The sequence below is a fragment of the Paenibacillus ottowii genome, from assembly GCF_050516475.1.
In the GTDB taxonomy this organism is placed as follows: Bacteria; Bacillota; Bacilli; order Paenibacillales; family Paenibacillaceae; genus Paenibacillus; species Paenibacillus ottowii.
This window is the reverse complement of sequence record NZ_CP191577.1, coordinates 2,755,981-2,756,911: the sequence shown is the minus strand read 5'-3', so window position 1 is coordinate 2,756,911 and position 931 is coordinate 2,755,981. Positions and strand designations below refer to the sequence as shown.

General features: G+C 30.7%; 1 protein-coding gene. It reads left to right on the top strand.

The window, feature by feature from the left end; genetic code table 11:
- A partial coding sequence (locus tag ACQQ6X_RS12920; RefSeq protein WP_430493602.1) for a DUF6020 family protein occupies positions 1 to 931 on the top strand: 931 nt, incomplete at both ends.

Here is a 931-nt window from a genome sequence, read left to right as displayed (position 1 = left end):
CTATTGTTTTAATTAATTTGTATGCAGGGAAAGAGCAATGGTTTAAATCTAAGAAAAATTTATTTCTTCTTGCTCTTTCATTTTTTTTAGTATTGATGTTCAGACATAATGGAATTATATCAGTAATTGGAACACAGTTCTTATTGCTTGTATTTTATAAATCTAAGTGGAAAAAGATAGCGCTAATAGGAATAACAGTCCTCGTGCTTTTTTTTGGTATAAAGAGTGTGTTAGTAAAAGTATTGGATATTGTCCCGAGTCCAAGTATACTAACATTTAATATACCAATTCAACAGGTGGCATCTATTCTTTCATCAGGTGTGAAATTAGACGAGGAACAAAATCAAGTTATTAAAAAAGCTATGGATCCCAAAATATGGATATCTGAATATAATCCCTACGTTGTAGATCCTATCATCTTTAATTCTAATTTTGATATGTTGATTTTTAATGATCAGAAATACAAAGTTCAGTTTATGAAAGTTTGGTTTGAACTCATTGCAAAAGAACCTAAAATTGCTATTAAAAGCTGGTTACAGCAAACCTCTGTAGTTTGGAGGATATCTCAACCGAGTAATTCTAGTACTCTGTTTACTGAAAGGGGGATTGTTCATACAGGTCGTGAATATTTAGATAAGTACAAATTGAAAACTGAGTCTCTCATCCCTGATTCATTAGTTCGAATTCAAGCTTTTCTTGATAGAACCCAAGAAAGTGATTTAGTTTGGTTGCTTTGGAGGCCAGCACTTTATATTTTTATTTCAATGTTATTTGGATTAATATTTGTTTTTCGCAATAATTTGAGAAGCTTAATTATTTTTTCACCTGTTATGCTTAATGTTATAGGATTATTCGCAGCAATTCCAGCACAGCAAATTAGATATCTGTATCCGTCCATTTTATGTACTTTTATAATTATACCTCTGTGTTT